This window comes from Adlercreutzia shanghongiae (assembly GCF_035830635.1).
Classification (GTDB): domain Bacteria; phylum Actinomycetota; class Coriobacteriia; order Coriobacteriales; family Eggerthellaceae; genus Adlercreutzia; species Adlercreutzia shanghongiae.
Window position 1 is genome coordinate 98,801 of record NZ_JAYMFI010000009.1, and the last position, 24,994, is coordinate 123,794.

A 24,994-nucleotide genomic window follows, 5' to 3' on the forward strand; every position below is an offset into this window, starting at 1 on the left:
GTCAGGCGCGGGCAAAGGTGGCGCAAAAAACGGTCTTTGCGCCCGCTGCCTTAAGGGCGTCGGTGGCGGCGAAGAGCGTGGCGCCGGTGGTGCACACATCGTCGACGAGGATGAGGGTCTCGGGAATGCTCGCGCCGGAAAGCACCGTGAGCGATGCTCGCATGTTGCCGATGCGGCCGACGCGCCCGAGTTTGCGCTGATCGAGGCGGCGGGGCGGGACGAGCAGGGGAGCGAGTTCGGCTTCTACCGTAAAGGACACCTCCCGGGCGATGCGCTCCCCGTGATCGAACCCCCGGCGGCGCCGGGCGGCCACGGTGGCGGGCACGTAGGTGATAGCGGGGCTGCGGGCGAGCCAGCGCGGCGGCAGATAGCGGGCGATGATCTCGGCCATGGGGCGGGCGAGGGACCGCTCGTTCTGGTCTTTGTACACCGTCACGATGCGTCGCACCTCATCGGAAAGCAAAAGGGCGCTCACGGCCTCGTCGTAGGGCGGCTCGTCGTAGCCGAAGGAGCTCAGCAGCACCGGCGTGCATTCCGAGCACTGCACCGCGCCAAAGGGCGCCCCGCAGCGCGGGCAGGCCAAAAGCGCGTCAATGAAGGGGAGCGTTGCAGCGCAGCGCGCGCACAGCGAGCTGCCCGGCGCGTCGCAGACGGCGCAGCGGGTGGGGTAGAGGGTCTCGGCCACCATCTCCTTGGCGAAATCGCGCACGGCGAGCCAGCGGCCCCGCTTTCGGTCCGCCTCCTCTTCGAAGAGCCTCATCTGTCCTGCCATCGGTTTCATGGGGCTGAGCGTACTTCCGCAAAACCGCAAACATGACGGCGGGAAGTCCCGCTGCGCACCTCCCGCAAACCGCGCACCCGTCGCACTTCGTGAGTTCTTGGGGGCTTTTCCATCTGGGGCCTTGCATCTGCTACACTTAGCGGAGCTTCTTTCGGGTCTGTAGTTGCGGAGGGGCGCGCTTGCGGCCTTCCAAGTCCATGGCAGATGCGGTCGAAAGGATCCACGTAAGCGGAGGGCGCGTCCCGATGTGAGCATGGCGTATCCTAGAGGTAAGCCGCACCGCCCGCTGATATTTCGCGGCACGGACGTCGCGACGGGCGAGAGGGTCGGTAGCGCAAGCGAAAGCCCCGGTGCGCGAGTGTGGGGTCAAAGACTAGGTCAGTCGGAAGAGGCGCCGATATCGGAATCAAGACGGAGGATACTGTGAGAAAACGTTCGATCCTTGCGACCGTCCTCGTGGCACTGCTCGCGGCGGCCACCCTTGGCCTGGCCGGGTGCTCCGGCTCGGGCGCCTATCAGCCCGAATTGAAGTCCGCCGAGGTGGCTCCGCCGGTTATCGGCGAGGAGGGCACCCTGCGCGTGGGCGTCAACACTGAAAACCCGCCTTTGGCCGGGATGGGCAGCGGCAAGATCATCGGCATCGACGTCGATATCGCCGCGGCCGTCGCTGACGAGCTGGGGCTGAAGCTGTCCATCGTGGACGTGGGAAGCGACCCGGCCGCGGCCATCGCCAATGGGGATGTGGACATCGTCATGGGCATCGACGATTCCAGCAGCGAGGGCGATTTCTGGCGCTCGGCATCGTATCTGCCCACGGGCATCGCGGTGTTCGCCTTAAGCCCCGATGCGGGCATCCCCGCGGCCGACTCCGGCGCCACGTTCGCGGCGCAGGTGTCCTCGAAAAGCGCCTGGGCCGTCTCCAACGTGTTCGGCGAGAACTCCCTCACGCCCACTGACAGCCTGAAAGAGGCCTTCGAGGCCCTGCAGGCCGGAAGCGTGCAGTATGTGGCCGCCGACGCCGTCATCGGCCTGTACGCGGCCCACGGCCAGGGGCTCGACGCTTCCATCGTGGCCATGCTCATGACGCCGAACGGCTACTGCATGGGCGCCTCGAACGAGAACGTCGATTTGCAGACGGCCGCCGGCGACGTGCTGGCGCGCCTGGTGGGCGACGGCACCATCGGCGTCATCGAGCGCAAGTGGCTCGGTACCACGGTGGTTTTGGACGGTCTTACCGTCGTCAGCGACCAGGCGGTGTCCGCGGTGGGTACCGAGGATGGCGGAGCCGACGACGCTTCGGGCGAGGACGAGGACTCCAGCGACGATGCGACCGACACCGATGCGTCCGGCGACGAGACCGGTGACGACGCTTCGGGCGACGAGGGCGACACTTCGAGCGAGGATACCTCCGGCGACGAGGAGTCCGCCGAGTAGCGCCGACATCGCGGGCGACGAGGAGTCTGCCAAAGAGCGTCCGACGCCGCGGGCGACGAGAAGTCTGTCGGGTAGCGTCGATACTGCGGGCGACGAGGAGTCTGCCAAACAGCGTCTGACGCCGCTTCATCGTGTAAGAAAAGGCCCCGCGAGCTTGTCTGCTCGCGGGGCCTTGTCGTTTTGCGCGTCCATATCGCGACTATTTGGCCTAGCGAATTTTTTTTCTTGCCAAATAACGGCGATATGGACGCTTTTTTAGCTGCTTTGAAGGCTGCACGAGTAACATGGGGGCGATAATCCCAGGTCAGAGGCCGGCACGTTTTTGTTCTCTTCGCAGAACGTGTCCATATCGCGATAATTTGCCAAAAAAAGAGCGGGCCGCCACGATGACGACCCGCCCATGAGGAGCGTATACGTTTAGCTCAAGAAGTCGTCGAGAATCTCGGCCTCGGCCTCTTCCTCGGTAAGTCCCAGCGTCATGAGCTTCACGATCTGGTCGCCGGCGATCTTGCCGATAGCCGCCTCGTGCACGAGCATGGCGTCCTCGCTGGCGGCCTCGATGCCGGGGATGGCCTTCACCTTGGCGTTGCCCATGATGATGGCGTCGCACTGCACGTGCCCGCGGCAGGCGCACTCGCCGATGACGAGCGGGTTGAACACCTGCACGGAATCGTCCTGGGCCACCGAGCGCGAGATCACCTGCACCGAGGAGCCCTCGCCCTTGAGCTCCACCTTCATGTTGGAGACGGCGGTCTGGGTGCCGTGGGTGAGCAGCTTCTCGGTGAGCACGAGCTTCGCGTTCGCGCCCAGCTCGGCGTTGGTGTCGCGCACGGTGCTCGTTACGCCGCGCAGCTGCACCATCTCCATCTCGCAGACCGCGCCTTCCTCCATGTACACGTTGGTGGTGGGGTTCAGGATGCGCTCGCCTGAGCCCTCGCCCTCACCATAGTGTTTCTCCACGTAGCGCACGCGGCTGTTCTTGCCCAAATAGAAGCTGTGGATGCCGTCGTGCTCGGAGGCGTCGTGGGAATCGTTGTGGATGCCGCAGCCGGCGATGATGGTCACGTCGCAGTCCTCGCCGACGTAGAAGGTGTTGTACACCACGTCCTTCAGGCCGCTCTTCGTGACGATGACGGGGATGTACACCGTCTCGCCCTTGGTGCCCGGGGCGATGCGGATGTCGATGCCGGGATTGTCGGTCTTGGTCTCGATGTCGATATAGGCCGACGAGTGGCGCTCGACGAGCTCGCCGTCCTTGCGCACGTTGAAGGCGCCCTTCGGCATGCCGTGCATGTTGGCGATCTCGGCGAGCAGGTTCTCGTCGATGGGGGAAAGGTCTACAGCCATGGTGGTCTCCTTAGCTCATGGTAGCGACTCCCCGGGGTCGGGATCGCCGGGTATTCCGATTCGCTCAGACAGTCCTCGCTTGGTGGAACAGGACGTTTGGTCCTGCTCCAGTCGCTGCGGAACTCGCTCGGTCGGAACACCCGCCGCTCCCTCTACGCAGGTACTCGGTCGCTGGCAGGGTTCGGCGGTCTAGCAGGTGGTGGGGATCTCGGTGAGGTGAAGCTCGGTGGGGGTGGAAAGCGGGCAGCCGTGGTCGTCCAGCGAGCGGGCGGCGAAGCCCAGGCGCGGCATGAGCTCGGCGGGCGTGCCCACCTCGGCGACGCGGCCGGCCTGCAAAAGCACGATCTCGTCGGCGAGCGAGATGATGCGCTCCTGGTGGGAGATGATGACGATGGAGCGGCCGTCGCGGGCCTCGTGGATGTCGCGGAACGTCTCGGTGAGGCGATCGAAGCTCCACAGGTCGATGCCTGCCTCGGGCTCGTCGTAGATGGCGAGCTTCGGGTCGCGGGCCAAGATGGTGGCGATTTCGATGCGCTTCACCTCGCCGCCCGACAGCGACTTGTCCACCTCGCGGGTGAGGTAGCTGGCCGAGCACAGGCCCACCTTCGAGAGGTACTCGTTGCAGGCGAGCATGGGCAGTTTCTTGCCGGCGGCGATATCGAGCAGCTTCTTCACCTTCATGCCGCGGAAGCGCGCCGGCTGCTGGAAGCCGTAGCCGATGCCCAGGCGGGCGCGCTCGGTGATGGACTTGCTCGTGATGTCCTCGCCGTTGAACAGGATGGTGCCGCTTGTGGGCTCCTCGATGCCCATGATGAGCTTGGCCAAGGTGGATTTGCCGCCGCCGTTGGGGCCGGTGATGACCGTGAAGCGGTCGTCGGGGATGGAAAGCGACAAATCGTCGATGATGCGCTTGGTGCCGCCGTCGTCGGCCGGCACCTCGAACACCAGGTTCTTCAGTTCGAGCATGGAATACTCCGTATCTCGTCTCGTCTTGTTGGTTCGGGGCTGATTATAGCGAAATTAACCTCCTTCGAGGAGAAATAATAACGACACCATGAAGGATGCAGGAAGCCGGGCGCAGGACGGGTAGAATACGGAGAAGCCAATGCGGGAAGGAAGCCCTATGACCGATATGAAAGCCACTGCCGCCGCCTGCGGGTTTGTTTGGGAGAGCACGGAGGCTCTCGCCGAGGTGGAGGGCCAGGTGCACCTCATGCATCACGGCGCCTCGGGCGCGCGCCTCATGTTCATTCAAAACGACGACGCCAACAAGGCCTTTTCCATCACCTTCAAGACCCCGGCCGCCGATGACACCGGCGTCTTCCACATCCTGGAGCACTCGGTGCTGTGCGGCTCCGAGAAGTTTCCGGTGAAGGAGCCCTTCGTCAACCTGCTGAAGAGCTCGATGCAGACGTTTCTGAATGCCATGACGTTCCCGGACAAGACCATGTACCCGGTGGCCTCCACCAACGAGCGCGACCTGCTGAACCTCATGGACGTGTACCTGGACGCGGTGTTTCACCCCGACATCTACCGCCGCGCCACCATCTTCGAGCAGGAGGGCTGGCACCTCGAGCTGGAGGGGGAGGGCGCAGAAGAGCGTCTGGTCACCAACGGCGTGGTGTACAACGAAATGAAAGGCGCGCTGTCCGAGCCCGACTCGGTGCTCTACGACGGGCTGTCGGCGGCGCTGTTCCCCGATACCACCTACCGCTTCGAATCGGGCGGCACGCCGCAGGCCATCCCGACGCTTACCTACGAGGGCTTCCTCGACAACCACCGTCGCCATTATCGGCCGGACAACGCCTACATTATTTTGTACGGCAACCTGGATGCCGAGACGTTCCTCGCCTTCTTGGACAAGGCCTACCTGGCGCCGTTGGCCGAGCAAGCGCGCGGGCCGCTCGCTGCAAACCCCCTTCAGCTGCAGGCGCCCGTGGCCCCCGCGCCGGTGTCGGTGCCCATGGACACCGCCCCCGAGAACGCCTGCGCTGCCGTGGGCTTCGTCGTCGGACGCGCTTGCGAGCGCGAGCGGGTCATTGCGGCCGACATTTTGCTGGACGCCATCATGGGGGCCAACGAGTCTCCCATGAAGCGAGCCCTTCTAGATGCGGGCATTGCCGACGACGCCTTCGGGTACGTGGCCGATTCCGTGGCCCAGCCCTTCGCCGTGGTGTCCCTGCGCGGCGCCCGCCCCGGGGCGGCCGAGCGCCTGCGCCGCATTGTGGAAGGGGAGGCGCGGCGCTTGGCCTCAGGCGGGCTCGACCGCGAGCTGGTGCGCGCCGCGCTCTCCCACGCCGAGTTCGTCATGCGCGAGCGCAACTTCGGCTATGCCGATGGCGTGGTGCTCGCCATGTCGGCCATGGCCGGCTGGCTGTACGCCGACGACGACCCGGCGGCCTACCTGCGCTACGAGGATGCCTTCGCAGACCTGCGCGAAAAGGTGGAGGAGGGCTACTTCGAGACGCTTCTTGCCGAGCTGTTCTTGGAAAACGACCACCGCGCCTGCGTCGAGGTGGTTCCCACCGCCGCCGACGAGGAAGCGGTCGAGGAGGCCGCCGAGCGCGCCCGGGCCGCGGCGCTTACGCCCGACGAGGCTCGGGCCATCCGCGATGCGGTGGCTGCCCTGCGCGCCGCCCAGGAGGCGCCCGACGCGCCGGAGAATGTGGCGAAGCTGCCCCAGCTCACGCGCGCTGAAATCGGGCCGGCGCCGGCCGAGGAGCCCTGGGAGGTGCGAAAGGAGGGCCCCGTGACCCTCGTTCGCCATCACGTGCCCTGCCGCGGCATCGCCTACGCCTACCGCTACTTCGACCTTGCGGGCCTCGCCTTCGACGAGCTGCCCTACGCCACGGTGCTCGCCTGCGTGCTGGGCAAGCTTGACACCGCCAGCCACACGGCCGCCGAGCTGGACACTCTCGTCCAGGCCCATCTGGGCAACTTGGGCTTTGCGACCGAGGTCCACGAGAAGGCCGACGACCGCGACGCGCTGCGCCCGGTGCTCGTCTGCGGCGCCTCGGCGCTCTCCGAGGAGGTTGCGTGGGCCGCGCGCCTCTCCGAGGAGGTGCTCACCGAGACCGACTTCTCCGACACGGCCCGCATCCGCGACATTCTGGCCCAGCGCCGCATCGCCATGGAGCAGGCCTTCGCCTCCTCGGGCCACAGCGCCGCCATGGCCCGCGCGGCCTCCTACTATCTGCCCGCCGCGGTGGTGCGCGAGCAGTTGGGTGGCGTGGACTTCTACCGTTTCCTGAAAGAGCTGCTGGCGCACTTCGATGAGCGCGCCGAGGCCCTTTCCGCCAAGCTGGCCGAGCTGGCGAGTCGCATCGTCACCGACGGGGGCTGCACGCTCTCCTTCGCCGGCGCCGACGAGGATCTGGCGGGCTTCGCGGCTGCCTCTGCGCCCTTCGGGGGCGCGCCTGCCGACGCGGCGCTTACGGCGCCCGCGCCCGTAAACCGCCACGAGGCCTTCGTCGTGGCCAGCGACGTCACCTACACGGCCGCGGGCTGGGATCGCCGCCTGCTCGGCGCGCCTTACAGCGGGCTGTGGCTTTTGGCCTCGCGCATTCTCTCCTACGATTATCTGTGGAGCGAGGTGCGCGTGAAAGGCGGCGCCTACGGGGCTGGCTTCCAGACGACCCGCTGCGGCTCGAGCCGCTTCTATTCCTACCGCGACCCGCGCATCGACGAGACTGTCGAGCGCTTCCGCAGCGCCGGCGGCTGGCTGGCCGCCCAGTTTGCGCCCACCGAGGCGGAGATGGACGGGTACGTGGTGTCCACGGTGGCCTCTCTCGACGCCCCGGCCAAGGCCCGCGAGCTTGTGCGCCGCCAGGACGGCATGTACTTCGCCGGGTACGGGCTGGCCGACCGTGCCCGGGTGCGCGAGGAAGTGCGCGAGGCGAGCGAGGAGGCGGTGCGCGCTCTGGGTGCGGCGGTGGACGCCATCGCCGGCGAGGGGCTGGTGTGCGCCTTCGGCAACGGGGACATCATCCGCGCCTCGCGCGAGAATTTCGCGGTCGTCGACCTTCTGGCCTAGCGCCCCCCTTCGGCCGCCGCGTCGAAGGGGGAGCGTTGCGCTCTGCCGCCCTTGAGGCGAAGGCGGCCGTGCAGAACTGGTGCAGGCCTTCGGGCGAATCGGCCGCATCAGCTATAATAAGGTGTTCCTCGAACAGAAAGGACCCATTGCCCCATGGCGAATTCCAAGGAGTTCTCCCACATCACGGTCACGCCCGGCGATGACGACGATGTGGTCATCCAGGCCGGCGTCGTCGAAGAGGCTGCGCTGCCCGTAGAGCCGGAGGCCTTCGAGGGCGTCGAAGAAGTCGTCGAAGAGGTCGCCGGGCCCGCTGATGCGGCCGACAAGGCTGCATCTCCCGAGGCATCTTCCGCCGCGCCGGCCAAGACCGACGGCTATCGCGAAACAACGCTCGAAGATCTGGAGGCCGGCGCAATGTCCACCACCCAAAAGGCCGTTATCATCGTGGCCGTGCTGGGCATAATCGCTTTTGTGGCATGGTACGTGCTGGCGCACTAGGCGTCCGCCTTCCCGAGATACGAGAGGATTGACGAGCACATGGTGAGAAAGAGCAAGCACGGGCGCACCCCCCAGGAGACCGACGGCAACGCCATGGGCCTCACCGAGGCCTTCCACCCCATCTCCGACGATGGCTTCACCACGGCCATGGCGCCGCTGGATGCGGGCGGCGCGTCCATCAGCGGCGAGGAGGTGGCCGCAGGCCCCGACGGCGTTTTCGAGGCCATAGACCTCAACGACGGCGAGCGGCTTGACGAGGAGGGGCTGCCCGAGGGGGAGTCGTTCCCCGACGAGGAGGCCTATCGGGACTTCTATGCCGGCCGCCCTCTGGATGACGGGCCCGATGCCGAGCGCGCTCTCTTCGATGGCGAATGCGCCTCTCCCGACGAGGCCCCGCTGCCCGAGGCCGTGCCCCTGGGCGTGGTGAGCGCCGATACCGCCGCCACCAAGCCGGCGAGCAAGGCCGTCCACAGCCCGAAGCGAGGCGAGGGCGCCCCGCGCGGCCGCCACGCCAAGCACGCGAGCGCCATGAACGACGGCGCGAAGAAGAAAGGCGAGGTGCCCGAGTACATGCGCAAGTCGCGTCGCATGCGCCGCATCCTCATCGTGGTCATCGTGCTGCTCGTACTCATCTTGGCCGCCATGGCCTATTTCGGCGTGCAGCTGTACAAGGAGGCCTCCTCCAGCGCCGTGCAGCAGGTGCTCTCCACCGAGCAGGAGACCGAGGCCATCGCTCCCGAGGACGCGAGCGATTCCGCCGATACGGCCAAGGTCACCACGGTGCCCGATCTGGTCACGCTGCTCGGGCTTACCCAGGAGCAGGCGGTGGACAAGCTGCAACACGGTGCCACGCCGGCCGAGCCCCGCGCGGTGAACGAGGAGGGCAATCCCATCAAGACCGAGGTGCGCGTAGCGCTCACGGCCGAGCCCGCCGACAGCCGCACGGGCACGCCCACGGTGTATCTGGGCCTCGATGCCGACGGCAAGATCGTCCAAGCCGGCTACTCCACCTCTACCAGCTCTCTGGGCTACGGCTCGCTCAGCTTCAAGGACGCCGTGCTGAAAGAGCACATCATCGAGAAGACGCTCGCAGAAGCCGGCGTGCCCGTTCACGAAGATGCGGTCGTGCTGCCCGATGATGCCGAGGAGTACACCTCCTACGACACCGATGGAACCACCATCACCAAGGAGTACTGCTCCTTCAACGGGGAGGTGGACGTCGACGGTGCGCCCCATGCCTGGTCGGCGGTGCTTTCCTACGACTACTCCATGGCCAACGCCTCCGACAATCTCGCCGACACCGTCCGCACCATCTTCATATATGTAAATTCATAAAAAGCTCCTTGCGCGGGGGACGGCCTGACGCTATACTAGGCAAGCTGTCAATCAAGCGAGGGCGATGAGCTCTCCACCTGGTTCGGCGCCTTTCAAGGTAGCTGATGGGTAGCGCAGATACATCTTTGCGTGTAAACCCGCCGCGTGCCTTCAGGGCCCGGCGGGTTTTTATGTGTGAGAACACGAAAAGGAGGTGAGCGCGATAGCTGCTCAAGAGCCCCGGCTCAACGACGAGATCACCACGCGCGAGTGCCGTCTCATCGATTTCGACGGGAACCAAATGGGCGTGTACCCCACGCACCAGGCCCAGCAAATCGCCGACGACATGAATCTCGATTTGGTGGAGATCGCTCCGAACGCCGATCCGCCCGTATGCCGCATCATGGACTACGGGAAGTTCAAGTACGACCAGGCTATCAAGGCCAAGCAGGCTCGTAAGAACCAGAACAAGATCGAAGTCAAGGAGATGAAGTTCCGCCCGAAAATCGACGTGGGGGACTACACCACCAAGAAGAAGCACGTGCTTCGCTTCCTCGAGGCCGGCAACAAGGTGAAGATCACCATCATGTTCCGCGGCCGTGAGATGGCCCACCCCGAGCAGGGCCTCTCCATTCTGGAGCGGTTGGCCGACGATTTGAAGGACATCGCCGTCATCGAGAACCAGCCGAAGATGGAAGGGCGCAACATGCATATGCTCATCGCCCCTCTGCCCGCTCAGGCGAAAAAGAAGAAGGACTCCAAGAACGAAGAAGGAAAGGACAACTAATGCCCAAGATGAAGACCCATCGCGGTATGGCCAAGCGCGTCCGCAAGACCGGCACTGGCAAGCTCATGCGCGCCAAGGCCTTCAAGAGCCACATTCTTACCAAGAAGACTCAGAAGCGCAAGCGCAACTTCCGCCACGAGACTGAGATCGCTGAGGCCGACAGCAAGGTCGTCAAGCGTCAGCTCGGCCTTCGCTAGTTATCGTTTCCAAGGAGTGATTAAGATATGCCTCGTGTAAAGCGTTCCGTTCATGCCCGCAAGAAGCGTCGTACCGTCCTTAATCGTGCGAAGGGCTACTATGGCGCGAAATCCCGTTCCTATCGTGCCGCGAAGGAGCAGGTGCAGCATTCGCTTCAGTACATGTACCGCGATCGCCGCAACAAGAAGCGCGAGATTCGTCGCCTGTGGATTACCCGCATCAACGCTGCGGCCCGTATCAACGGCATGAGCTACTCGGTGTTCATGAACGGCCTGAAGAAGGCCGGCGTCGTGCTCGACCGCAAGGTGCTCGCCGACATGGCCGTCAATGACCCCGCCGCCTTCGCCGCTTTGGTGGAAGTCGCCAAGAAGGCTGTCGCGTAAGCGCTTGACGTTCCCAGAGAGCTCACACGAAAAAGGACCCTTCGGGGTCCTTTTTCGTGCTGGGTGAAGTTTGTTGAGGGGCTTGCTAGACGGCTTGGGCGACGAGCCTCAGCTCGATACGGGCGAAGGCGTCGTCGATCTCGCCGAAGGGCTCTTCCTTGATGCTTTTCTCGGACAGGCCCTCGTCGCCCATGAGGGTGCGGTTCAGGTAGGCGTCGGCGGCCTCGCGCGGGGTGGAGTCGCCGAAGAGAACCGGTTCGATGCCGATTTCGTCCAAGGCGGCCAGGCCCTCGGGCGTGAACTGGTGGGCGATGAGCGCATCCACTCCCATCTGCTTCAGGATGGAGGCGCGCTCGTGCGGTGTAAGGCCCATGTTGGGCACGTTGCTGCAACTAGTGATAACGCCGTTCTCGACACCGTAGCAGGTGAAGCTCGAGCAGGTGGCTGCCTGAGAGGCGATGACGAGTCCGTCGCAAGCGACAGCGATCTTCATGCAATATTCCCTTCCCCAGAAATACTGACGTTACGATACCTGAATTACGCCTCGTCAATTGTGGAGTACGGCAAGTGGAGGGCTAGAGGCGGCTAGCCGCGACGCTTGCCGCCGCGCTTGGCCGCCACGGCGGCGCGATGGGCGCGGCCCGGACGGAAGTCCCCCGAGGTGCGCGCCGCACCGGCGCTCTTGCCCGCGCGGGCTGCGCCGCCTTTGGAGGCGGTCGTCTTCGAAAGGGCGCTCTTGGGGCGGGAGGAGCCTTTGCGCGCATTCTGGCTTGCGCCGGCGCTCTTGCCGCCCTGCTTCTTGCGCGTGTTGCGCTGACGGGCCTCGGCAGCCTCGGCCTCGGCGCGCTCTTTGGCCTTCGCTTTGCGCTTCTCCTTCTTGGCTTGCTCGCGGGCCGCCTCGGCCAGTTCCGGATCGCGGCGGGCATGGGCTCGGGTGGCGCGCTCGGCGGCGGCCTCCGCGGCCTCTTCCAGATTGAATCCCGCCACCTCTATCTCGGGAATGTCGCGCTTGATGAGCTTTTGGATGGCGGCGAGCTCGTCTTTGTTCTCCGGACTCACGAAAGTGACGGCGAAGCCCTCGGCTCCGGCGCGGCCCGTCCGGCCGATGCGGTGCACATAGTCCTCGGCCTGGGTGGGCACGTCGTAGTTCACCACGTAGGAGACCTCGTCCACGTCGATGCCGCGGGCGAGCACGTCGGTGGCCACGAGGATATCGGTGGTGCCCGAGGCGAAGTTGTCCAGGGCGCGCTTGCGCTGGTTCTGGGAGCGGTCGGAGTGGATGGCCTCGGCGTGGTAGCCCGCGCGCTTGAGCTTGCGGCAGGCGGCATCCGCGCGATGGCGCGTGCGGGCGAACACGATGACGCGGCGGCTTCCGTGCTCTTTGAGCAGCGCCGCCAAAAGGTCGGGCTTGAGGGCGTGGGGCACGCGGGCGATGTACTGCACCACGGTGTCGGCGGTCTCGCCCTTGGCGGCGATCTGCACGATGGCCGGGTCGTCGAGCATGGCGTCTACCTGGTCGAGCACGCCCTTGTCGATGGTGGCCGAGAACAGAAGGGTCTGGCGCGTTTTGGGCGTTGCCTCTACGATGCGGCGCACCGAGGGGAGAAAGCCCATGTCCAGCATGCGGTCGGCCTCGTCCAGCACGAGCACCTGCACCTGGGAGAGGTCGACGGCCTTCTGGTTCATAAGGTCGATGAGGCGCCCCGGCGTGGCGATGAGCACGTCCACGCCCCGGGCGAGACGGTCGATCTGCGGATCGATCTTCACGCCGCCCACGACGTTGGCCACGCGCAGCCCGCGGGTTTTCGCGATGATTTGGCAGACTTCCTGTATCTGCATGGCAAGCTCGCGGGTGGGGGTGATGACGAGCATGGCCGGCGCCTTCTTGCGCTCGGCGCGGGCCAGCCCGTCGAGGGTGGGCAGCGAGAAGGCGGCCGTCTTGCCCGTGCCGGTCTTGGCGGCGGCAATGATGTCGCGGCCCTCGAGCACGAGCGGAATGGCCTGGGCCTGCACGGGCGTGGGCTCGGTGTAGCCGAGGTTGTCTACGGCGGTGAGGGCGGCCTCGGAAAGACCGAGTTCGGCAAAGGTGGTCATGAATCTCTCTTTCGTGGTGTCATGCGCGGCGCGAGCGGAGGCGCCCCGCGATGGGTTAGCGGACATGGGCGGGCTTGTTGCCCCAGTAGAAGTGAAGGAAGTGCCTGGCCCGAAGCTTTGGATCGCGCGGGGGCTCGCGACGGATGAGGGCGAAGGTGGCCCGGGCGATGGCCTCGGCAGCGTGGGGGCGCCGCAGCAGCGCCGCGTTCATGAGCATGGCGTTCGCGCTCGCGCTGTGGTCGCTGATGTGGCGCAGCGTGTCGAGCAGCTCGCGGGGGGTGGTGGCGGCCATGGCGGCGCCGGCGGCGGTGAGCATGCGCACGTTGGCCTTTTCCTGCCCGTAGGCGCGCCCGAGCAGGATCATGGGCGCATGGGCGCACAGGCACTCGGTCACGGTAAGGCCGCCAGGCTTGCAGATGACCAGGTCGGCGGCTTCCATCAGCTCGGCCATGGCGTTGACGTAGCCGAGCACCGTCACGTTGGAAAGCCCGTATTCGGCCATTTGTCGTCGCAGCTCGCGCTCGTACTTCTCGTCGTCGCCGGCCACGATCACGAGCTGCATCGAGGGCAGCGAGTGCATAAACGGCAGAATTTCGCTGATAGCCGAGCGGAAGTGCACATAGGGCTGGGGCAGCTTCGCCCCGGCCAGGGCCAGCACCACCTGCTTGTCCTCGGGCAAGCCGAAAGTGCGGCGCGCCTCCTTGCGGTCGTAGGTCTTCGAGAAGGCGGGACTTGCCGGGATGCCGGTGATGTGGATGCGGTCCTCGGGCACGCGACGGGGGCGCAGCGTTTCGGCCATGGACTCGTTGGCCACGCAGAACAGGTCGGTGTGCAAATGCGGCCACAGCCCCTCGGCCTCGTAGTCGGTGGGCACGCACAGGATAGGGAAGCTCAGGCCCGTGATCATGCGCGCCGACACGGCCACATTGGCGGCGGTGATGTGGGTGCACACGATGGCCGCCGGACGCAGCCGGCGCACGTACTCGGTGAATTTCGGGTACATGAGGCGCGCCCAAATGGTGCCGCCGCCCCACAAGAGCCGTCCTGTGAGGGTGTAGCGCCAGGTGAGGTCGTAGAAGGGGCGCGTCCAGCCCGTGAACATGGAGGCGGTCTTGTCGCCGTCGAAGACGATGCGGCCGAAATCGAGGATGTCGAGCACGCGCGCAGTGGAGCGCGCCTCGAGGGAGGCGGCCTCGCCGGCAGCGCGCGCTTCGTCCCTTGCCTCTTCCAAAGCCTCGGCGATGGCGTTGGCAGCCGAGCGGTGGCCCGAGCCCACCGAGGCGTGCACCACTAAAATGAGCGGGTGCTCGCGGGCCTCCTCGGCCGTGCGCTCCGGTGCGGACAGGGCCTCAGCGATGGCCTGCTGGGCAGGGGAGAGGGCTTCGGCTCCAGCCAGAGCGAGGGCGGTATCGGTGTTGGTGGGAACGGGTGCGGCCGTGGCGGGCGCGGGATTCTTGGCGCCCTGCTGCGACGTCGCAGGTTCTGTGTGCTGTGCTTCCATGGAATTCATCATAGCTTATTTTGCCTCGGCTCCCGATGCGCCGCGCGCTTCCGCGCTAATATGCCAGAAAACGGCAGCGAAATGCCGCTTCTCCTTCGTAATGGCACGCTTCGAAAGCAAGGACGAGAAACACCCTACTCGAGTACGGCGCCGGTGTCGCCGTCGAGGAAGATCTTGCGGGTCACGAAGTTGTAAGCCATGACGATGGCCGTGGCGACGATCTTCACGATGAGGTAGCTTACGCCGAGCAGCGAGGTGCCGAGCCACATGAGCAGATCGTTGATGCCTAGGCCGACGACCGACAGCACCACGAAGATGACGAACTCGCGGCGGCGGGAGAGCCCCTCTTTGTGCGTGAACACATAGCGCATCGAGGCCAGGTAGTTGAAGACGACCGACACCGTGAACGAGATAGTGGCGCTCACAAGGTAGTTGACGCCGGCTAGCTCGGTGAGGGCCACCAAAAGGCCGTAGTCGATAACGAAGGCGATGACGCCCACTACGCCGAACTTCATGAACTGCTGGACGAGCTTCTTCATCGTTTCCCCCGTGGCCTTCCATAAAGAAACCCCGCTCGCAGGCGGGGTTCAGCGATTCTAAAGTGGTGCCCCCAACGGGAATCGAACCCGTATTTCAGCCTTGAAAGGGCCGCGTCCTAACCGTTAGACTATGGGGACCGCTTAAAACAGCTTGCATAGTATGGCAGAGTGCACCGCGCTTTGCAAGGAGATTGCGTGCATTTTCTCGGCGACGGGTCTAGCGGTTCGCGTCAGCCTCCATAACCCGGTACACGCTCATCTCCCATTGGCGGCGGTGGGACTTCGCCACCGTGTCCAGGATCAGGCCCGCCGTCCACGAGAGCGCTGCGATGAGCATGAGCGCCACGGCCAGCACCGCGCTCGGCAGCTTCGACACGAAGCCGGTGTCGAAGTACTCGCCGATGACCGGCACGCCGAAGGCGAGGCCCACGAGCGCCAAGAGCACGCCCATCCAGCCGAAGAAGGCCATGGGCTTGTAGTCGCGGAACAGGCTCGCGATGGCCGCGAGCACGAGCGCCCCGTCGGTGAAGGTGGACAGCTTGCTCTCCGAGCCGGCGGGCCGGTCGCGGTAGTCGATGGGCACGTCGGCCACCCGCCAGCGGCGGTCCACCGCCCAGATGGAGATCTCGGTCTCGATCTGGAAGCCGCCGCTCATGACGGGCATGGTCTTCACGAAGGCCCGCGAGAAGGCGCGGTAGCCGGTCATGACGTCCTCGAAGGCGTAGCCGTAGATCAGCCGGATGAGCCGGCGCACGAGGTTGTTGCCGAAGTTGTGGAAGGGCCGCTCGTTCTCCTTGCCGTAGGCGCCGTTGGAGATGCGGTCGCCCACGGTCATGTCCGCCTCGTCGGCCGCCAGCGGCGCCAAAAGTAAGGTCGCCGCCTCGGCCGGGTAGGTGTCGTCGCCGTCCACCATGAGGTAGTACTCGGCGTCGATGTCGCGGAACATGGAGCGCACCACGTTGCCCTTGCCCTGGCGGGTCTCCCGGCGCACCACCGCGCCGTGGGCCGCGGCGAGCTCCGCCGTGTCGTCGGTGGAGTTGTTGTCGTAGACGTAGATCGTCGCCTTAGGCAGCGCGGCGCGGAAGTCGTCCACCACCTTGGCGATGGTGACGGCCTCGTTGTAGCAGGGCACGAGCACGGCCACGCCCTCCCCGCGGCAGGCAGCGTCGACGGCGGCGCGGGTGGCCGTAGCATTCGAAATAGTTGCGATATCGGTCACGGGAGAGGCCTCCTGTCCAATTCTTACTCGACTCGTCATCGTAACCGAACAGCGCCCCCAAGTGAAAGCGCTGCAGCAAAACTTAACCGAATTGGCGAAAAATGGCGTTTCGAGGCGCAACAACTTTGCCGCGAGATTCAACGGATGTCTCCGACCTGGGAAAACGCGAGTGTGAAAGTGCTCATGCGGCCCGAAGCCGTTCGCTTCGCAGCATAATTGCGCCCCGAAACGCCATTTTTCGCCATAAAGACGCCCGAGGGCGGAAACGAGTTGCGAACGGCGCGGAGGGGACGCGGGGCGCTTGCTCGCCGCTTTGCTACAATGGCGGCAAGCAAGCGCCCTGATTAGGAGGCAATCGTGGTCCCGTCAATTGAAGAAGGAAGAATCGTCCTCATTGCGAATCCCGTGTCGAAGAGCGGGCGCGGGGCGGTGGCGGCCTCCGAGGCGGCGCGTCTTTTTCGCGAGCGGGTGGGGGAGGAGCGCTTCGAGCTGCTCACCACGGCCCGGCCCCTGCACGGAGAAGAGCTGGCGCGCGACTTGCCCGACGACGTGGGCTGCGTCATCGCGCTTGGTGGCGACGGTCTGGTAAACGAGGTGGTGAACGGCCTTATGGCCCGCAAGCGCGAGGACCGCCCGGCGCTTGCCGTCATTCCCGTGGGCTCGGGCAACGACTACGCCGAGACCCTGGGCATGGCCTATGCGGTGCCCACGGCGGTCACCGAGATTCTGCGCTTTCAGACCAAGCGCGCCGATGTGGGTCGCGTGAACGGCCGCTATTTTGCCGAGACGCTCTCCTTCGGGCTGGACGCCGCCATTGCCCTGGATACCGTGGACCGCCGCCAGAAGTCGGGCCGGGCGGGCACCATGCTGTATCTGGAAAGCGCCGTGGACCAGCTGTTCAAGCACTTGCGTCTCTATGATTTCAAGATGAACGTCTTGGCCGCGGAGCCGGGGTGCGCGCCCCATTCCGAGCAGGACGAGGCCTATCTGGTGGCCGTGCAGGTGGGCCCTACCTACGGCGGCCACTTCCGCATCACGCCCAAGGCGCGCTTCGACGATGGGCTTTTCGACATCTGCTGGGCCACGCCGGAGCTTGCCCCCATGCGCGCGCTGGCGCTCTTGCTGCGTGCGCGCGGCGGCAAGCACACCGGTAGCTCCCATATCCATTTCCGCCGGGCTCAACGCCTCGTGCTCGATTTCGAAGAAGAGCCGCCGGCTCAGATGGACGGCGAGAAGGTCTCCGGCACCCACTTCGTCATCGACTGCGTGCCCGATGCCCTAACAGTCGTCGTCGGCCAGCGCTAACCTCGACCAACGCCCACCTCGACCAACGCTCACCTCGACCAACGCTCACCTCGGTCGACACCGTCTTCGCCCAGCGCCAACAACGCGAAGATGCCTGCACTTTTGTACGGTTTGCTTCTCGGGAAAGCGGACTTGTGGCCACTTTTGCATGGATTCAAGGAAGAAAACTGTAGAAAAGTATGGGCAAGTACCGTGCCTTCTGCATTCTCTCCGTAGGGACGGACTTCGGTCTGCCGTTGCGCGTTTTTTTTTGCTGGGGGGGTAAGGGAAAAGAAAGATGGTGCCCTCGACAGGATTCGAACCTGCGGCACCTTGCTCCGGAGGCAAGTGCTCTATCCCCTGAGCTACGAGGGCACGTAAGTCAGGTCCCCGTCAGACGGGGTGCTGCGCTATTATAGGGCAACTGCGCCGCCGCGGGCGGCAAATCGGCAAAATACCTCATGGATGGAACAGGAGCGCCTCGTGGAAGAAAAGCGTCCCGCGAATCAGCCGTCGACAACGGCTCCGACGGATACCCCGCACCTCAAGGGGAAGGATGCAGCCTGCGGTGGTGCCCGCCAGGAGTCGGGGGCGTCTGCCGCCGCATCCGAGCTGGTGCGCATCGAGCGCATGAGCTATGGCCCGGCGGCGGTGGGGCGGCTCGCGAGCGGCAAGACCGTGTTCGTGGAAGGCGCGGTGCCGGGAGATGAGGTGCGCGTGGCCATCGATGAGGAGAAGCCCCGGTTCGCCCGCGGACGGGTGGCCGAGCTTGTGGCCCCCTCGCCCGAGCGCGTGGCGCCGCCCTGCGCGCTGGCCTGCGGGGGCTGTCCCTGGGCGATCCTTTCCTATGACGCCCAGCTGGCTGCCAAGCGCGCCTCGGTGGTCGATGCCCTCACGCGCACGGCGCACATGGACGCCGCCCGCGCCGAGGCCCTCGTGGCGCCGTGTGCGCCCTCCAAGCGCCAGTGGGGCTACCGCAACAAGCTGGAGCTGTCCTGCGGCACCGACGCCGCCGGCCGGCTCATCCTCGGCATGCGTCCCGAGTCCGGCGCCGATGTCGTCTCGCTGGATACGTGCCCCTTGGCCCATCGCACCATCGAGGGCGCGCCGAAGGCCCTGCGCGGCGCCTTGCGCTACCTGTCCGGCAGCGAGGACTTGGGCCTGTTCCGGGTGGGCGTGCGCGGCAGCCTGCGCACCCGCGATGTGGAAATCGCCCTGTGGACCACGCCGGGTGCCTTCCCGCGGGCCGCTGCGGCCAAGACCCTCGCGAGCGCGCTCAAGAACACCTCGGTGGTGCGCGTGGTGGCCGAACCGGGGCGCGCCCGGAAAGTGAAGAAGGTGGAGGCCCTGTCGGGCAAGGGCTGCTGGGAAGAGGAGCTCGCCGGCGCGCGCTTTCTCGTCAGCGCCCCCTCGTTTTTCCAGGTGAATACCGCCCAAGCCGAAAAACTCGTGGAGCTGGTGCTTGCGGGTCTTCAGGTGCGGAAAGGTGATTATGTGGCCGACCTCTACTCCGGGGCGGGCACGTTCTCCCTCCCGCTCGCCGCTGCCGGCGCCGAGGTGGTGGCCGTGGAATCGGCCGGCAGCTCGGTGCGCGATTTGCGCCGCAACGCCGAGCGCGCCGGGGTCGAAATCGATGTCGTCGGCGGCGATGCCGCTCGCGAGCTTCCCGAGCTGGGCGATTTGGACGCGCTCGTAGTCGATCCGCCCCGGGCGGGCCTGGCTGACGGGGTCGTCGCCTCCATCGCCGCCGCCGCGCCGCGGCGCGTGGCCTACGTCAGCTGCGACCCGGCTACCTGGGCCCGCGACGTCGCCCGCTTCGAGAGGGAGGGCTACCGACTTGCGGATGCGACCCCCGTCGACCTCTTTCCGCAGACCTACCATGTGGAAGTGGTTAGCATTTTTGAGCGCTGCGGCTCCTAACCTGCTAGAATCATTCCCCGTATGCAATGAGACGTGCTCCTGTTGCGATGCCCGAAGCGTCGCGGTGCCGTCGCCGAGATAAGAAGGAGGAGCCCCATGGCTCTTTACACTCCCGAGTACCAGCCCACCGGCAAGGAAATCGCCGTTATCAGCACCTCCAAGGGCCCCATCCGCGTGCAGCTGGCGGGCGCCGACGCCCCCATTCACGTGGGCAACTTCGTGGAGCTGGCGCAGAAGGGCTTCTATGACGGCCTGAAGTTCCACCGCTATGTTCCGAACTTCGTCATCCAGGGCGGCGATCCGCTTACGCGCGACGCCACCCCCGAGCAGGTGGCCCGCGGCGGCCGCTTCGGCACCGGTGGCCCCGGCTACATGATTAAGGAAGAGTACACCACCAATCCCAACAACAAGCACCTTGACGGCACGCTGGCCATGGCGCGCTCGGCCATGCCCGATTCCGCCGGCTCCCAGTTCTACTTCTGCCTGGGCGCTCAGCCGATGCTCGATTCCGGCTACACGGTGTTCGGCCAGACCCTCGAGGGCCTCGACGTCATCAAGGAGCTGCGCGCCGGCGATGTTATCGAGTCCGTCGTCATCGAGAACGCCGCTGAGTAAATCTCGCCGCGCGGCCGCGGGCCCGTGCCTCCCGCCGCGCTTCCCGCGCCTTGGGCGCTTCACCCCGAATGTCTAGCGAAGGAAGTCTATGAACAACGAGTTATTCGACCAAGCAAATGAGCGCTACCGCCTGCGCGACTACCGCGGCGCGCTGATGGCTTTCACGGAATGCTTGCAGGACACGAACTTCCCGCTGGCCCCCGGGGAGATGGGTCTTCTCTACCACCAAATCGGCAACTGCCTGGTGAAGCTGAAAAACCCTCGCGAGGCCATCCAGGCCTACAGCCAGGCCACGGCCGATACGGCCTACGGCGCCATGGGCACGGTCGAGTGCAACCTCGGCATGGCCTACGCCTCGCTGCGCGACTACGAGAACGCCATCCGCTGCTTCGAGCGCTCGGTCACCGACGCGGCCAACCCCACGCCCTATAAGTCCTACATGGGCATGGGCAACGCGCTTATGAAGCTCGGCAAGTCCGCCGAGGCCGGCGTGGCCTTCCGAGAGGCCGCCCTCGACGAGTCGAACCCCGACCCCACCAAGGCGCTTCTGAACCTCGGCGTGTGCTTCATGGCCCTGAACCGCCCGGCTGACGCCGTGGCTTCCTACGAGAGCGCGCTGCAGTTCGATATGCAGCCGGCCACGCGCAACAAGCTGCAGGCGAGCCTCGGTCAGGCCTATGTGGCCTGCGGCCAGATGGAGAAGGCCGTGCACGCCTTCGAGGAGGCCATCGCCGACAAGACCTACTTCCTGTCCGATTCCGCGAGCGTCGATTACCAGCGCGCCGTGGGCGCGGTGGCCCAGGGCACCAGCGAGCAGAACCAGGCCACCCAGGTGCTGCAGCTGGCCGACATGTCCGGGCTTGACGTGGCCGCCGATGGCACGAGCGTCTACGACGACGTGGTCTACGACGGCGACGCCTCCGAGGCCTTCTACTACGACGAGGGCACCTACGAGGCCGACCCGGAGAGCTTCCCCGGCTATGTGGGCGCCTACGAGAACGTCGACAACGACCGCTTCTTCACCGCCACCGACGCCGAGCTGGAGCAGTGGTCGCGCGGTCTGGCCAAGCAGGACCGTAAGCGCCGCAACGTGGGCCTGAAGATCCTGCTGCTCTTCGTCATCGTCATCGTGTTGGCCGCAGCGGCCGGCGTGTTCGCCTACACCCAGGGCTACGGCTATCCCACGGTGCAGATGGTGACTACCGAGCTGTTCAGCGACCCGTCTGCGGCCGCCGATACGGTGTTTTCCGCCGATGTGGACAAAGACGCCATTCCGGCCATGCTCGATCCGGTCGTGACCGACCCCGACGTCGCCGTCGATGGCGTGAGCCGCTCCATGACCGAATCCACGGTCTACGCCACGGCCACCACCGAGGAGGGCGGTTCGGTGCAGTACCGCGTCTCCATGGTGCGCGACGGCATCACGTGGAAGGTGAGCAACGTCGAGCTGTACTTCCCGAGCCAGGCCTAGACGCCCGCTCCCGCGCCGGGCTCATGGGCTTCGGCGCTGCGCCGAGCGCGACTCGCTCGGCTTTCCAAGGCAAACGCGGCCCGCGCCCCTGCGGGCCGTCTGCATGCAAGATCAGCATTTGAGGAAAGGATTCCCATGGCAATTCAGAAGACCTACTCCATGATCAAGCCCGACGGCGTGCGCAACGGCCACATCGGCGAGATTATCAACCGCTTCGAGCGCGCCGGCCTCACCGTCGAGCGCATGGAGCTGGGCATGGTCACTCCCGAGCAGGCCCGTGCCAACTACGCCGAGCACGAGGGCAAGCCCTTCTACGACGGCCTCATCGCCTATATCACCTCGGGCCCCGTGGTGAAGATGGTCATCTCCGGCGAGGGCGCCGTGGCCAAGTGCCGCTCGCTCATGGGCGCCACCAACCCGGCTGAGGCGGCTCCGGGCACCATCCGCGGTGACTTCGGCCTCAACATGGACGAGAACGTGATCCACGGCTCCGATTCCCCCGAGTCCGCCGAGCGCGAGATCAATATCTTTTTTAATTAAAAAAGATTAAGCCGACACTGCGAAGCCCCGGATGCACCGATATTTGGCGCTTTCTCGTTTTCCTTCGCGTACCTTAAGTACGCTCAGCCGCGAGACGCGCCAACTATCGGCATCCCGGGGCTTCTCGCTGACTTTGGCAACAATGCAAGTCTTATCTAAAAGCGCGTAAGCGCTTTTTTGGTATGTCTATCTGGATTTTCGGGGCCGTCAGTCGAAGGGAGGTGACGGGGGAGGGCGCGACCCGTTACCATGGGACCAACGGATCAGCTGCGCGGGGCTTGCGCGCGCTCACGATTAAAGGAACAAGATCGCCTATGCTGTATCGCGTCATCGACGAGGCGGAGATGCCTGCCCTCGTCGCCGCTTTCATGGAGCGCTACGAAGTGGTGGCGCCGGTCAAGCGGGGAAGCACGTACGTGTTCTCCGCCGTCGACTCCTTCGAGGACATCGTGCTGGACTACCCCACGACCATCGCCTCGCCGAAGAAGTACTTCCTGCCGCCTAAGGAGACCCTCTTCGAGTTCGATGCCACCACCAACGAGGTGACCGACCACATAGAAGAGGTGCGCCCCCGGGTGCTCTTCGGCGTGCATGCCTGCGACATCAACGGCATCCTGAACCTGAACAGCGTCTTCACCGATTCGCGCTACCCCGACCCTTACTATGCGGCCCACAACGCGGCCACGCTCATCGTGGGCGTGAACTGCATGCCCTCTGAGAACTGCTTCTGCAACCTCATGGATTCGGAGGAGGCGCGCCCGGCCTACGATCTGTTTCTCACGAACATCGGCGCCCGCTACCTCGTGTCCATCGGCAGCGTGGTGGCGGCGAACATCCTGGAGGCGGCCTGCAACGTACGCGAGGCCACCGACGAGGACCGCATCGCGTTTCGCGCGGCCACCCGCGCCCGCCAGCGCGCCTTCAACGAGGACATTCCCGACATCCAGGAAATCCCCATGCTCATGGACGCCTTCCACGACGACGAGTTCTGGGAGGAGCTGGGCGGCCGCTGCCTGTCCTGCAACGCCTGTGCCAACGTGTGCCCCACCTGCTACTGCTTCGATATCCGCGACACGCTGGACCCGGGCGCGGAAACGGGCCGCCGCGAGCGGGTGTGGGACGCCTGCACCTCGCCGCAGTTCGCCATGGTGGCCGGCGGGCACAACTTCCGCCCGACGCCAGCCACCCGCGTGCGCCACCGCATGTACCACAAGCTCAACGGCTTTCTGGCCAAGCACGACCGGAGCCTGTGCGTGGGCTGCGGCCGCTGCGTCTCCGCCTGCAAGGTGGACATCAGCCCCATCGAGGTGCTGAAGTTCTTCGATCGAAAGGGGGCTTAAATGATGCCGAATAGCACCACGGTAGCCGTCCATCCCTTCCACGATATGGGCCGGGAGGCCACCGGCGCCGAGATGATGCACGCAAATCCCTACCGTCCGTGGCCGGCGCGCATCACGTCGATCACCGAGCTCACGCCCACCGAGAAGCTCTTCGAGTTCCGCTTCGTGGACGAGCGCATCCGCGAGGCCTTCAGCCAAGAGCCGGGCCAGTTCGTGGAGCTGTCCATCTTCGGCGTGGGAGAGGCCCCCATTTCCATCTCCAGCTCGCCCACCAAGCGCGGCTTCATCGAGCTGTGCGTGCGCCGCGCGGGCCGCTTCACCGAGCGGCTGCACCAGATGCAGTGCGGCGACATCGTCGGCATCCGCGGGCCCTTCGGCCGCGGCTTTCCCATCGATGAGATGCGCGGCCACGACGTGCTGCTCGTCGCCGGCGGCCTCGGCATCGCGCCTCTGCGCTCGCTGATTAACAACATCCACGACGAGCGCAGCGAGTTCGGCAAGGTCACTATTATCTACGGTTCGAAGAACCCCAGCGAGGTGATGTTCCGCAATCAGTTCGAGATGTGGAAGCACCGCAAGGACTTCGAGCTGCACCTCACCGTGGATTCCGCCGACGAGACGTGGGACGGGGAGGTGGGTCTGGTCACTAAACCCTTCGAGCATTTGGAAATCGATCCGTCGAATACCTTCGGGGCGCTGTGCGGTCCGCCGATCATGTACCGGTTCGTCGTGCAAGAGATGCGCAAGAAGAACATTCCCTACGATCGCATCTATATGAGCTTCGAGCGCCACATGAAGTGCGGCGTGGGCAAGTGCGGCCACTGCCAGGTGGGCCATCAGTACTGCTGTATCGATGGGCCTGTCTTCAACTACTGGGAAGCCAAGAACATTCAGGGGTCGATGTAAATGAGCGAGAACACCATGCCCGCCGATTCGCAGCGCGCCCCGCGCGTCGTGGTCATCGGCCTGGCCAGCTGCTTCGGCTGCCAGATCAACATCACCAACATCGAGCGCCATCTCATGGACGTGCTCGGCCAGATCGATTTGGGCTACTGGCAGCTCACCTCGTCCGATCCCATGCCCGATGCGTTCGATGTCGCCGTCATCGAGGGGGCCGTCACCACCAAGGAGGCCGAAGAGACGGTGCGTGCCGCCCGCGAGCGCGCGCACGCGGTCATCGCCCTTGGCGCCTGCGCCGTGACCGGCGGCATTCCCGGCATTGCCTCCGATAACTTCGAGGAGCGCGTGGAGGAGATTTACGGCGATGCGGCCCCCGACGCCTGCGGCGATCTGGTCGCCCCGCGCCCTGTCTCCGATGTCATCGCCGTCGACTTCGAGGTGCGCTGCTGCCCTATTGACCCCTTCGACTTCGTGCGCGTGCTGGATGCGGCGCTCTACGGGTCGAACAGCCTGCCGGCCACCTCCGCTTTGTGCGGCGAGTGCTCTCGCAACGAGAAGGGCTGCTTTTACAAGCAGGGCACCATGTGCCTGGGGCTCGTGACCCGCTCCGGTTGCGGGGCAAAGTGTCCGGCGCTGGGCCGCCCCTGCAACGGGTGCGCGGGGCTTTCGCCCGATTCCAACGTGGAGGCCGCCCGCTACGCCGTGCGCAAGAACGGCCTTGAGGTCGAGCGCTTCAATGACGCTTTGGAGATGTTCAACGCCGTGGCCCTTGCGGCTGCGGAAGGGGAGGAGTAGC

The 24,994-nt window shown here is 65.4% G+C and carries 23 protein-coding genes and 2 tRNA genes; 15 read left to right on the forward strand and 10 right to left on the reverse strand.

Features of this window, described 5'->3' with window-relative positions:
- Position 1 precedes the first annotated feature (1 nt).
- A complete protein-coding gene (locus tag VJ923_RS05205; RefSeq protein WP_326439260.1) occupies positions 2–760 on the reverse strand; it encodes a ComF family protein in 759 nt (252 codons plus the stop codon).
- A gap of 444 nt (positions 761–1,204) precedes the next feature.
- On the opposite strand from VJ923_RS05205, the gene VJ923_RS05210 reads away from it, so the two are divergent.
- A complete protein-coding gene (locus VJ923_RS05210) occupies positions 1,205–2,215 on the forward strand; it encodes a substrate-binding periplasmic protein (protein ID WP_326439262.1) in 1,011 nt (336 codons plus the stop codon).
- A gap of 417 nt (positions 2,216–2,632) precedes the next feature.
- Here VJ923_RS05210 and VJ923_RS05215 read toward each other — a convergent pair whose 3' ends face one another.
- Both VJ923_RS05215 and VJ923_RS05220 read right to left on the reverse strand, forming a co-directional pair.
- Positions 2,633–3,562 carry a SufB/SufD family protein gene (locus tag VJ923_RS05215; protein WP_326439264.1) on the reverse strand — a complete coding sequence of 310 codons (930 nt, stop codon included), beginning with the start codon at positions 3,560–3,562 and terminating at the stop codon, positions 2,633–2,635.
- Positions 3,563–3,751: 189 nt separating this feature from the next.
- A complete protein-coding gene (locus VJ923_RS05220; RefSeq protein ID WP_326439266.1) occupies positions 3,752–4,528 on the reverse strand; it encodes an ABC transporter ATP-binding protein in 777 nt (258 codons plus the stop codon).
- Between the two features lie 157 nt (positions 4,529–4,685).
- On the opposite strand from VJ923_RS05220, the gene VJ923_RS05225 reads away from it, so the two are divergent.
- From VJ923_RS05225 to rplT, 6 genes are all read left to right on the forward strand, one after another.
- Positions 4,686–7,595 (forward strand): insulinase family protein, encoded by a 2,910-nt coding sequence (locus tag VJ923_RS05225; RefSeq protein ID WP_326439268.1) that lies wholly within the window; start codon positions 4,686–4,688, stop codon positions 7,593–7,595.
- Positions 7,596–7,748: 153 nt separating this feature from the next.
- Positions 7,749–8,093 carry an SURF2 Surfeit locus protein 2 gene (locus VJ923_RS05230; RefSeq protein ID WP_326439270.1) on the forward strand — a complete coding sequence of 115 codons (345 nt, stop codon included), beginning with the start codon at positions 7,749–7,751 and terminating at the stop codon, positions 8,091–8,093.
- Between the two features lie 39 nt (positions 8,094–8,132).
- Entirely contained in the window at positions 8,133–9,428 is a 1,296-nt protein-coding gene (locus VJ923_RS05235) for a histone-lysine N-methyltransferase (protein ID WP_326439272.1), read from the forward strand.
- 193 nt (positions 9,429–9,621) lie between these two features.
- On the forward strand, positions 9,622–10,194 hold the full coding sequence (infC, locus tag VJ923_RS05240; protein ID WP_326439274.1) for a translation initiation factor IF-3: 573 nt from the start codon (positions 9,622–9,624) through the stop codon (positions 10,192–10,194).
- Complete coding sequence (gene rpmI / locus VJ923_RS05245) at positions 10,194–10,391, forward strand: 50S ribosomal protein L35 (RefSeq protein ID WP_326439276.1); 198 nt, start codon at positions 10,194–10,196, stop codon at positions 10,389–10,391. Before infC ends, rpmI begins: the two co-directional genes overlap by 1 nt.
- A 27-nt stretch (positions 10,392–10,418) precedes the next feature.
- The gene (gene rplT, locus VJ923_RS05250; protein WP_326439278.1) at positions 10,419–10,775 is read left to right on the forward strand and encodes a 50S ribosomal protein L20; all 357 of its coding nucleotides are present in this window, start codon (positions 10,419–10,421) and stop codon (positions 10,773–10,775) included.
- Between the two features lie 85 nt (positions 10,776–10,860).
- On the opposite strand, the gene VJ923_RS05255 is transcribed toward rplT, so the two are convergent.
- From VJ923_RS05255 to VJ923_RS05280, 6 genes are all read right to left on the reverse strand, one after another.
- Positions 10,861–11,268 carry a NifB/NifX family molybdenum-iron cluster-binding protein gene (locus VJ923_RS05255; protein WP_326439280.1) on the reverse strand — a complete coding sequence of 136 codons (408 nt, stop codon included), beginning with the start codon at positions 11,266–11,268 and terminating at the stop codon, positions 10,861–10,863.
- A 92-nt stretch (positions 11,269–11,360) separates the two neighbouring features.
- Positions 11,361–12,869: a DEAD/DEAH box helicase gene (locus VJ923_RS05260; RefSeq protein ID WP_326439282.1), complete on the reverse strand. Its 1,509-nt coding sequence runs from the start codon at positions 12,867–12,869 to the stop codon at positions 11,361–11,363.
- A gap of 55 nt (positions 12,870–12,924) precedes the next feature.
- Positions 12,925–14,370: a glycosyltransferase gene (locus VJ923_RS05265; RefSeq protein WP_326439284.1), complete on the reverse strand. Its 1,446-nt coding sequence runs from the start codon at positions 14,368–14,370 to the stop codon at positions 12,925–12,927.
- A 134-nt stretch (positions 14,371–14,504) separates the two neighbouring features.
- Positions 14,505–14,909, reverse strand: coding sequence for a GtrA family protein (locus VJ923_RS05270; RefSeq protein WP_326439286.1), 405 nt, complete (start codon positions 14,907–14,909; stop codon positions 14,505–14,507).
- Between the two features lie 63 nt (positions 14,910–14,972).
- A tRNA-Glu gene (locus tag VJ923_RS05275) sits at positions 14,973–15,047 on the reverse strand.
- Between the two features lie 79 nt (positions 15,048–15,126).
- Positions 15,127–16,128 carry a glycosyltransferase family 2 protein gene (locus VJ923_RS05280; protein WP_326439288.1) on the reverse strand — a complete coding sequence of 334 codons (1,002 nt, stop codon included), beginning with the start codon at positions 16,126–16,128 and terminating at the stop codon, positions 15,127–15,129.
- 357 nt (positions 16,129–16,485) lie between these two features.
- Between VJ923_RS05280 and VJ923_RS05285 the strand changes: the two genes are divergently transcribed.
- Positions 16,486–17,433, forward strand: coding sequence for a diacylglycerol/lipid kinase family protein (locus VJ923_RS05285; RefSeq protein ID WP_326439289.1), 948 nt, complete (start codon positions 16,486–16,488; stop codon positions 17,431–17,433).
- A gap of 278 nt (positions 17,434–17,711) precedes the next feature.
- Here VJ923_RS05285 and VJ923_RS05290 read toward each other — a convergent pair.
- Positions 17,712–17,787, reverse strand: a tRNA-Arg gene (locus tag VJ923_RS05290).
- A gap of 108 nt (positions 17,788–17,895) precedes the next feature.
- On the opposite strand from VJ923_RS05290, the gene rlmD reads away from it, so the two are divergent.
- The 7 genes from rlmD (at position 17,896) to VJ923_RS05325 (ending at position 24,993) form a co-directional block, all read left to right on the forward strand.
- Positions 17,896–19,332 carry a 23S rRNA (uracil(1939)-C(5))-methyltransferase RlmD gene (gene rlmD, locus VJ923_RS05295; RefSeq protein ID WP_326439290.1) on the forward strand — a complete coding sequence of 479 codons (1,437 nt, stop codon included), beginning with the start codon at positions 17,896–17,898 and terminating at the stop codon, positions 19,330–19,332.
- A gap of 96 nt (positions 19,333–19,428) precedes the next feature.
- Entirely contained in the window at positions 19,429–19,947 is a 519-nt protein-coding gene (locus VJ923_RS05300; protein ID WP_326439292.1) for a peptidylprolyl isomerase, read from the forward strand.
- Positions 19,948–20,035: 88 nt separating this feature from the next.
- A complete protein-coding gene (locus VJ923_RS05305) occupies positions 20,036–21,418 on the forward strand; it encodes a tetratricopeptide repeat protein (RefSeq protein ID WP_326439294.1) in 1,383 nt (460 codons plus the stop codon).
- A gap of 135 nt (positions 21,419–21,553) precedes the next feature.
- A complete protein-coding gene (gene ndk, locus VJ923_RS05310) occupies positions 21,554–21,958 on the forward strand; it encodes a nucleoside-diphosphate kinase (protein ID WP_326439296.1) in 405 nt (134 codons plus the stop codon).
- Positions 21,959–22,272: 314 nt separating this feature from the next.
- Positions 22,273–23,298: a 4Fe-4S dicluster domain-containing protein gene (locus VJ923_RS05315; protein ID WP_326439298.1), complete on the forward strand. Its 1,026-nt coding sequence runs from the start codon at positions 22,273–22,275 to the stop codon at positions 23,296–23,298.
- Positions 23,299–24,204: an FAD/NAD(P)-binding protein gene (locus VJ923_RS05320; protein WP_326439300.1), complete on the forward strand. Its 906-nt coding sequence runs from the start codon at positions 23,299–23,301 to the stop codon at positions 24,202–24,204.
- Positions 24,205–24,993, forward strand: a complete 789-nt coding sequence (locus VJ923_RS05325; protein WP_326439302.1) for an NADH-quinone oxidoreductase subunit B family protein — start codon at positions 24,205–24,207, stop codon at positions 24,991–24,993. It begins immediately after the preceding gene.
- Position 24,994 lies beyond the last annotated feature (1 nt).

Bases quoted from the DNA above. Each gene is read 5' to 3' on its own strand.
- VJ923_RS05205 (WP_326439260.1), bottom strand. From the start codon at position 760: ATGAGGCTCTTCGAAGAGGAGGCGGACCGAAAGCGGGGCCGCTGGCTC.
- VJ923_RS05215 (WP_326439264.1), bottom strand. From the start codon at position 3,562: ATGGCTGTAGACCTTTCCCCCATCGACGAGAACCTGCTCGCCGAGATC.
- VJ923_RS05220 (WP_326439266.1), bottom strand. From the start codon at position 4,528: ATGCTCGAACTGAAGAACCTGGTGTTCGAGGTGCCGGCCGACGACGGC.
- VJ923_RS05225 (WP_326439268.1), top strand. From the start codon at position 4,686: ATGACCGATATGAAAGCCACTGCCGCCGCCTGCGGGTTTGTTTGGGAG.
- VJ923_RS05230 (WP_326439270.1), top strand. From the start codon at position 7,749: ATGGCGAATTCCAAGGAGTTCTCCCACATCACGGTCACGCCCGGCGAT.
- VJ923_RS05235 (WP_326439272.1), top strand. From the start codon at position 8,133: ATGGTGAGAAAGAGCAAGCACGGGCGCACCCCCCAGGAGACCGACGGC.
- rpmI (WP_326439276.1), top strand. From the start codon at position 10,194: ATGCCCAAGATGAAGACCCATCGCGGTATGGCCAAGCGCGTCCGCAAG.
- rplT (WP_326439278.1), top strand. From the start codon at position 10,419: ATGCCTCGTGTAAAGCGTTCCGTTCATGCCCGCAAGAAGCGTCGTACC.
- VJ923_RS05255 (WP_326439280.1), bottom strand. From the start codon at position 11,268: ATGAAGATCGCTGTCGCTTGCGACGGACTCGTCATCGCCTCTCAGGCA.
- VJ923_RS05260 (WP_326439282.1), bottom strand. From the start codon at position 12,869: ATGACCACCTTTGCCGAACTCGGTCTTTCCGAGGCCGCCCTCACCGCC.
- VJ923_RS05265 (WP_326439284.1), bottom strand. From the start codon at position 14,370: ATGGAAGCACAGCACACAGAACCTGCGACGTCGCAGCAGGGCGCCAAG.
- VJ923_RS05270 (WP_326439286.1), bottom strand. From the start codon at position 14,909: ATGAAGAAGCTCGTCCAGCAGTTCATGAAGTTCGGCGTAGTGGGCGTC.
- VJ923_RS05300 (WP_326439292.1), top strand. From the start codon at position 19,429: ATGGCTCTTTACACTCCCGAGTACCAGCCCACCGGCAAGGAAATCGCC.
- VJ923_RS05305 (WP_326439294.1), top strand. From the start codon at position 20,036: ATGAACAACGAGTTATTCGACCAAGCAAATGAGCGCTACCGCCTGCGC.
- ndk (WP_326439296.1), top strand. From the start codon at position 21,554: ATGGCAATTCAGAAGACCTACTCCATGATCAAGCCCGACGGCGTGCGC.
- VJ923_RS05315 (WP_326439298.1), top strand. From the start codon at position 22,273: ATGCTGTATCGCGTCATCGACGAGGCGGAGATGCCTGCCCTCGTCGCC.
- VJ923_RS05320 (WP_326439300.1), top strand. From the start codon at position 23,299: ATGATGCCGAATAGCACCACGGTAGCCGTCCATCCCTTCCACGATATG.
- VJ923_RS05325 (WP_326439302.1), top strand. From the start codon at position 24,205: ATGAGCGAGAACACCATGCCCGCCGATTCGCAGCGCGCCCCGCGCGTC.